Here is a 7,371-nt window from a genome sequence, read left to right on the forward strand (position 1 = left end):
AGCACTTTAATTTATTTGGCAGAAATCCGAAATTCATGCTATATAAGTACTGAGAATTGTTATATTTGCACGCTATTTTCAATTGAATGAAAAAGATTTTAGTATTATTTTTCGGCTTAGTTTTCCAAAATGTTTTGAATGCACAAATCAATGAGATTGGTGTATTTCTGGGAGGAAGTAATTTTGTGGGCGATGTAGGTAAAACCAACTATATAGCGCCAAATGAACCTGCCTTCGGTATACTATACAAATGGAATAAAAGTCCCAGACATTCATATAGGTTTTCCTATACACAGTCTACGATAAGCGCCAACGATTTAGATTCGGAAGTACCGGGCAGGAATTTGAGAGGCTATCGTTTTGAAAACAATATTAAAGAGTTTTCGGCAGGAATGGAATTCAATTTTTTTGACTTTAATCTGCACGAAATTTTAAAAAGAAAGATATCACCCTATGTCTTTACAGGGATTTCGTATTTTGCTTACGACGAGTTGTTTGTAGTAAATGGAAATACCCGGAAAGACTACACAGAAATCACATTTGCTATCCCAATGATTGTGGGTATTAAAACCAATATTTTGGATCATTTTGTGTTAGGTTTGGAAGTTGGAGCAAGGTATACTTTCACCGATAATTTGGATGGAAGTTTGCCCAAAAATGAAAATTTAGCGCCGTTACAATTCGGCAATATAAACAGCAAAGATTGGTATGTTTTCACCGGTATAACGCTAACTTATACCTTTACTGAAAAACCATGTTATTGCGCAGAATAAAGAATGAATTTAACCGATAAAATAAACAAAGACAATTTACCCAAGCATTTGGCCATTATCATGGACGGAAACGGTCGTTGGGCAAAACAAAAAGGTTTGTTGAGAGCGTTTGGTCATGAAAGTGGCACAAAATCGGTCAGAATTACTGTGGAAACCTGCGCCAAACTAGGTGTAGAAAACCTAACGCTTTATGCTTTTTCAACCGAAAATTGGAATCGTCCTAAGCTAGAAGTAGATACTTTGATGCGGCTACTGATTTCATCTTTGAAAAAAGAATTGGAAACACTCCAAAAAAACAACATTCGATTAAATTGCATCGGCAACATTGATATGTTGCCTAACTCCGCAAAAAAAGAACTGTTGGCCGTTATCGAAAAAACAAAAACCAACACCCGAATGACTTTAACATTAGCCTTGAGCTATGGTTCTCGCGAGGAATTGTTAAATGCTGTTAAAGCCATCTGTGATAAAGTTAAAAATAATATAATTTCAATTGATACGCTTGATGAATCAATTATTAATCAGCATCTTTACACGCACAATCTGCCCGATGTAGATTTGGTAATCAGAACCAGCGGCGAACACAGAATCAGTAATTTTCTGCTATGGCAGATTGCTTATGCTGAATTTTATTTTACCGATGTGTTATGGCCCGATTTTAAAGAAGATGATTTATATGAAGCCATCATTAGCTATCAAAAAAGAGAACGAAGATTTGGAAAAACAAGTGAACAAATTAAATAATATTTCAGTGCATATTAATCCCTTAAAAACAGTTCTATTCTTTTTACTTTTAGGAACTGTTTTTCAACTACACGCCCAAAACAGAATCCCATTTGATCAAGGAAAAAAATACATCTTAGCCGATGTAACCGTAAATGGCAAAATCAGCTATAACCAACAAACAGTGGTAACTTTCTCCGGATTGGAAAAAGGCCAACAAATCACTATTCCCGGAGAACAAATTAGTAATGCTATTAAAAAATTAGGAAAACTGGGATTGTTCAGTGAAATTGACTTTTATGTCAATAAAACTGAAGGAGATAGTATTTGGCTCGACCTGGATATTGCAGAACTTCCTAAATTGAGTGATGTAAAAATCCAAGGCGTAAAAAAAGCCAAGGTTGAAGACATCATTAAAGAGAACAGTTTAACCAAAGGAAAAATCGTGAATGAAAACCTCATTACCACGACCAAAAATTACTTGGAAAACAAATACAAAAAAGACGGTTATTTCAAAACAAAAGTATTTATTACTACCACGCCTGACACTACAGAAGGAAATCAGGTGAAAATGTTAGTCAATATAGACAAAGGGGACAAACTTAAAATTGCAAAAATAAAATTTGACGGTAATGAAAAATTCTCTGATAAAAAACTGAGAAGCGCCATGAAAAACACCAAACAAATTAACCCTGTTCGTGTTTTTAAAGCCTCAAAATTTATTAAAGACAAATACCAAGAAGACCTGGTTTCTATAGTAGATAAATACAAAGAAAAAGGGTATCGAGACGCTCGAGTAGTTTCTGATTCGGTATTTTTAAATGCTAAAAAGACAAAACTAGCCATCAACGTTAAAGTAGAAGAAGGCAGGAAATACTATTTCGGAAACATTAAGTTCTTAGGCAATTCAGTGTATTCAGACCAATTATTAGGTCGTGCTTTAGGGATTAAAAAAGGAGATACCTACAACGGTGTTTTATTAGAGAAAAGAATTGCCGATAAAACCAAACCTGATGGTGATGATATTACCAATTTATACCAAAACAACGGCTATTTGTTCTCCAATATTAATGCAGTAGAGGTAAAAACAGCAAATGATACCATCGACTTTGAAATTAGAGTTACCGAAGGACCTATAGCTTACTTCAACAACATTACAGTAGTTGGAAATGACAAAACCAATGACCATGTAATTTACCGTGAGCTAAGAACCAAACCCGGGCAAAAATACAGCAAGGAAGACTTAGTAAGAACCATACGTGAAATTGGTCAATTAGGATTTTTTGATCCGGAAGCCATTGATCCTAAATTTAAAAATGTAGACCCGGCGTCAGGTACTGTTGATATTGAATACAATGTGGTGGAAAAAGGATCAAGCCAAATTGAACTTCAAGGCGGTTACGGAGGTGGCGGATTCATCGGTACTTTAGGTCTTTCTTTCAACAACTTCGCAGCCCGAAACTTATTTAAAAAAGAAGCTTATAAACCACTCCCAATGGGTGACGGACAAAAAGTTTCTTTGCGTTTGCAAGCGAGTTCGTTTTTTCAAACCTACAGCTTATCCTTTTCAGAACCTTGGTTAGGCGGTAAAAAACCTATTCAATTCTCAACTTCCTTATCACACAGTAAACAATTTTTATTTAATGGTCGTTCAGCCAACGTAGACCGAAGCAAAAGCTTTGACATTACTTCACTTTCCGTGGGTTATGCTAAAAGATTAACTGTTCCGGATGACTTTTTTGTATTCTCTAATTCGGTGAGTTTCCAATATTACGCTTTGAACAATTACAATACCGGTTTATTTACTTTTGGAAACGGTTCATCCCGAAACTTAGCTTTTAATTTAGGCTTGAGTAGAAACAATAAAGGGGTAAATCCGATTTATCCAACTTACGGTTCTGAATTCAGTTTTTCGGCCAAATTTACTTTGCCTTATTCTGCCTTTAACGGAGTGAATTATGGCGATTTACAAAATCAAGAAGCTTACAAATTAAGATACAGAGAAAACGGCGGATTAAACATTGCACCTAATGCTAACGGCGAATTGCCCGCTGTGGGTGATTTCTTGAAAGAAACTACTGAAAACTCAGGTATCTACGAAAAAGCAAATACTTTTCAAGAAGCCACTGCTGATCAAGGTAAAGTAGACCAGGAAAAATTCAAATGGTTAGAATATTACAAATTAAAATTCAAAGCCGATTGGTATACCCGATTGGCCGGCTCACCATCTAAAGCATTAGTGCTAAGAGCGCTTGGAGAGTTTGGTTATTTAGGAGCATACAATAATGGTCGTGGCTTGGTCCCGTTTGAACGTTTCTTCTTAGGAGGTGATGGTTTGGCCAACTTCGCATTAGATGGAAGAGAAGTAATCCAATTAAGAGGTTATCCTAACCAATCGTTGTCTAGTCCCGACGGTGGAACAGTTTACAACAAATTTACTTTGGAATTGCGTTATCCTTTAACTTTAAAAGCGGCAGCCTCTATTTATGCCCTAACTTTTGCTGAAGCCGGTTCTTCCTTTGATACTTTCAAAGAATACAATCCATTTGTTTTACAACGTTCAGCCGGATTTGGTGTCAGAATCTTTATGCCTGCATTTGGTTTATTGGGAATTGATTTCGCTCATGGATTTGATGCCGTGCCAGGATTTACGCAAAAGAATGGTTGGGAAACACATTTTATCATTGGTCAACAATTTTAATTATATTTGGTACATATTTCTAAATCATAATGGCATGAAAAAATATTTTGCAATATCAATATTACTGTTATTCTTTGGTTTCAATGCCAATGCACAAGGTCGTGGTGTAAAAATTGGTTACATTGACATGGAATATATACTGGAAAATGTACCCGATTACACTGAAGCTAAAAACCAACTGGAACAAAAAGCTGAAAAGTGGAAGCAAGATATAGAAGCTAAAAAAGTGGAAATAGCAAAATTAAAAGATGCCCTTAAAACCGAAAGAGCTTTACTTACCAAAGAACTCATAGAAGAGCGTGAAGAGGAAATCAAATTTCAAGAAAACGAACTCATTGAATTCCAACAAAAAAAATTCGGCCCTAACGGCGACTTAATCACCCAAAAAGCTGTTTTGGTTAAACCTATACAGGACCAAGTATTCACAGCAGTTCAAGATATTGCCGAACTTAAAAAATACGATTTTATATTTGACAAATCATCCGATTTAACCATGCTTTTTTCAGCCAAAAGACACGATATAAGCGATCAGGTTATCCGAAGTATCACCCGAGCAGAAAGAAGAGAACAACTCTCTAAAAAAGAACTCAAAGAACAAGAAAAAAAGGAATACCAAGAAGATGTTGAAGATGAAAATCCGGCCCTGGCAGCCAGAAAAAAGGCCTTAGAGGATAAAAAAGCCGCCAGAGATAAAATGTTGGAAGATAGAAAATTAGCCTTCGAAGCAAAGAAAAAAGAACAAGACGATAAAAGAAAAGCAGCGGCTGAAGCTCGTGAAGCAAAAAAAAGTGGCACGGTTACTGATAATGACAAATCAACAGACAAACCGGCTGATGAAAGTGCCAAAACAAGTACTGACAGCACTGCGGTCAATCCAAATTCAAAAGAAGCTAAAGCGGCAGCAAGAGCAAAATTGATTGAAGACCGTAAAAAAGCTTTAGAAGACAAGAAAAGAAAAATTCTAGAAGACAGAGAAGCAGCAAAAAAAGCCAAAGAGGATAAAAAAACAGAAACAAAAACAGAATAAATAATTAATTAATACTTTTTTAAAAATGAAACGATTGAAATCATTACTAATAGCTACTGTATTGTTTTTAGGAACAAGCCAAACCATCAATGCGCAAGCTAAAACGGCACACGTAGATGTAAATGAAATTATTTCTAAAATGCCGGCGATGTTGGACGCTCAAAAACAATTAGAAAAATTGAGTGCTACTTATGATGCAGAATACAAAACCATGGCGGAAGAATACCAAAATAAAATTAAAAAATATGACCAAGAAGCAGGCACCGTTGGTGATGCTGTAAACCAAACCCGTCAAACTGAAGTTCAAGATTTGGTAAAAAGAATCACAGACTACAGAGATAATGCTCAAAAAGAATTACAAAAGAAAGAAACCGACTTAGTAAAGCCTTTGATGGAAAAAATTAAAGCTTCTATTGCTAAAGTAGGTAAAGCTAAAGGTTTTCAATACGTTTTAAACGTAGCTGACTTACTATTAGCTGATGGTCCGGACTTAACGCCAGACGTTAAAAAAGATTTAGGCTTCTAAAATTTAGAAAATACATTTTAAAAACTGCTCTTCCCAATCGGGTTTGAGCAGTTTTTTTTTACTTTTGTTTTATGACCAATAATAATCCTATAGGCCTTTTTGACTCCGGTATTGGCGGTACTTCTATTTGGACAGCTATCCACGAACTGCTACCCAACGAAGACACCATTTATTTAGCCGACAGCAAAAACGCGCCTTACGGGCAAAAATCCAAAGACGAAATCATCCACCTAAGTTGCAAAAACACCGAGTTTTTATTAGATCAGAACAGCAAAATAATCGTAGTCGCCTGCAATACAGCAACCACAAACGCCATCACAGAATTACGAAACAAATACAAAGTTCCTTTTATCGGCATTGAACCGGCTATCAAACCGGCAGCTATCAATTCAAAACAACACGTTATCGGTATATTAGCCACGCAAGGCACTCTCAATAGCGAACTGTTCCACCAAACCGTCCAAAAGTTTAAAGACACTAAAATTATAGAGCAAATCGGTCACGGCTTAGTTCCGTTAATAGAAAACGGAGACATCAACTCTCCCGAAATGAATAAATTATTACACGACTATCTGGAACCTATGATACAAGCCAATATCGACTATCTCGTGCTGGGTTGCAGTCATTACCCATACTTGATTCCACAAATCAAAAAAATCCTCCCCAATCACATTAAAATCATCGATTCAGGGGAAGCTGTAGCAAGACAAACTAAAAAAGTATTAATGGAAAATGTTGGCCTAAGCAACCAGGATAAAGAAGGAAAAGCCATTTTCTATACCAATGCCAATCCAAAAGTATTGACTGATATCCTCAAATCGCAATATGAAGTAAAAAGTAAAGACTTTTAGAAGCTAATCGCTCGGGAATTGTTTAAACCATTTTCCCGCTTTCTGTCTCGTCCAAAAACGAGACGCCAATCGGGGCTATACTCAAACCAAAGGCTTCTTTTATTCGGCGTCTTTAAACCAACTCGAATACATCACATAATTGTTAGAAATACGCTCAATCTCACCCGCAAAATCCGATTGATCAATGTCTTTCACTTTCTTAGCCGGTACTCCGGCATAAATAGTCCCGGATTCAACTATGGTGTTTTGAGTAACAACAGCTCCGGCAGCAACAATAGCATTGCTTTCTACCACACAATTGTCCATCACTATGGCACCCATTCCAATTAAAACATTATCATGAATCGTACAACCATGCACTATAGCATTATGCCCTACAGAAACATTATTTCCAATAACAGTCGGATGCTTTTGGTAAGTGCAATGAATTACAGCTCCATCTTGAATATTAACCTTGTTCCCTATCTTGATGTAATGAACATCTCCACGCACTACGGCATTAAACCATACACTGCATGAGCTTCCAAAAGTTACATCCCCTAAAATTGTGGCATTATCCGCCACGTAACAATCCTCAGGAATTTGAGGATGCTTTCCGTTTACCGATTTGATTACCATAAAAAAATAGTCCCGAATAATCGGGACTTGTATTTGAATTAATTAATAGCCGGACAATTACAGTGGTATTTATCAGGAGCACAGAATAAGTTAATCCCTAAAGTCAATTGATGAAATCCACCAGCATCAAATTTAACGTTTCCTAACAAATG

Annotated in this window: 7 protein-coding genes; 6 read left to right on the forward strand and 1 reads right to left on the reverse strand. The window is 36.3% G+C overall.

The window, feature by feature from the left end:
* Positions 1 to 86 precede the first annotated feature (86 nt).
* From ACIQ32_RS10795 to murI, 6 genes are all read left to right on the forward strand, one after another.
* Complete coding sequence (locus ACIQ32_RS10795) at positions 87 to 773, forward strand: DUF6089 family protein (RefSeq protein WP_396195699.1); 687 nt, start codon at positions 87 to 89, stop codon at positions 771 to 773.
* 3 nt (positions 774 to 776) lie between these two features.
* Positions 777 to 1,517, forward strand: coding sequence for an isoprenyl transferase (locus tag ACIQ32_RS10800; RefSeq protein ID WP_396195700.1), 741 nt, complete (start codon positions 777 to 779; stop codon positions 1,515 to 1,517).
* The gene (locus tag ACIQ32_RS10805) at positions 1,450 to 4,197 is read left to right on the forward strand and encodes an outer membrane protein assembly factor (protein ID WP_396195701.1); all 2,748 of its coding nucleotides are present in this window, start codon (positions 1,450 to 1,452) and stop codon (positions 4,195 to 4,197) included. The genes ACIQ32_RS10800 and ACIQ32_RS10805 overlap by 68 nt, the downstream gene beginning before the upstream one ends.
* Before the next feature lie 34 nt (positions 4,198 to 4,231).
* Positions 4,232 to 5,224, forward strand: coding sequence for an OmpH family outer membrane protein (locus ACIQ32_RS10810; protein WP_396195702.1), 993 nt, complete (start codon positions 4,232 to 4,234; stop codon positions 5,222 to 5,224).
* Between the two features lie 25 nt (positions 5,225 to 5,249).
* Complete coding sequence (locus ACIQ32_RS10815; RefSeq protein WP_396195703.1) at positions 5,250 to 5,750, forward strand: OmpH family outer membrane protein; 501 nt, start codon at positions 5,250 to 5,252, stop codon at positions 5,748 to 5,750.
* A gap of 71 nt (positions 5,751 to 5,821) precedes the next feature.
* The gene (gene murI / locus ACIQ32_RS10820; RefSeq protein ID WP_396195704.1) at positions 5,822 to 6,601 is read left to right on the forward strand and encodes a glutamate racemase; all 780 of its coding nucleotides are present in this window, start codon (positions 5,822 to 5,824) and stop codon (positions 6,599 to 6,601) included.
* Positions 6,602 to 6,700: 99 nt separating this feature from the next.
* On the opposite strand, the gene ACIQ32_RS10825 is transcribed toward murI, so the two are convergent.
* Positions 6,701 to 7,219 (reverse strand): gamma carbonic anhydrase family protein, encoded by a 519-nt coding sequence (locus ACIQ32_RS10825; RefSeq protein ID WP_396195705.1) that lies wholly within the window; start codon positions 7,217 to 7,219, stop codon positions 6,701 to 6,703.
* Between the last annotated feature and the right edge of the window lie 152 nt (positions 7,220 to 7,371).

This window comes from Flavobacterium sp. (assembly GCF_044373165.1).
GTDB lineage: Bacteria > Bacteroidota > Bacteroidia > Flavobacteriales > Flavobacteriaceae > Flavobacterium.